The sequence below is a fragment of the Stenotrophomonas sp. SrG genome, from assembly GCF_050031795.1.
GTDB lineage: Bacteria > Pseudomonadota > Gammaproteobacteria > Xanthomonadales > Xanthomonadaceae > Stenotrophomonas > Stenotrophomonas rhizophila_A.
On record NZ_JBNBBE010000502.1, the window covers coordinates 1 to 255 of the forward strand.

At 68.2% G+C, this 255-nt stretch carries 1 protein-coding gene; it reads left to right on the top strand.

The features are described from left to right. A partial coding sequence (locus tag ACQG3P_RS20640; RefSeq protein WP_426806091.1) for an acyl-CoA thioesterase occupies positions 1–255 on the top strand: 255 nt, incomplete at both ends.

Below are 255 nucleotides of genomic sequence, written 5' to 3' on the forward strand. Positions count from 1 at the left end.
CGCTGGCGCGTCATGGACCGCCGGGGCCACGTCAACATCGCCAAGGACACCACCTCCCGGGAAGAGGCGCGCGTGCGCTGGATGCTGGGCGTGGAAGGCGTTGCCATGCCCGACCGGATCGCGCCGGTGGTGGCGGCGACCAACGTCAACTACCGCCTGCCGATCGTGTGGCCCAACGACAACGTGGTGGAGCTGTTTGTCGAGCGCCTGGGCAACAGCAGCGTGACCATCGGCCACCGCATCGTGGACCAGAAG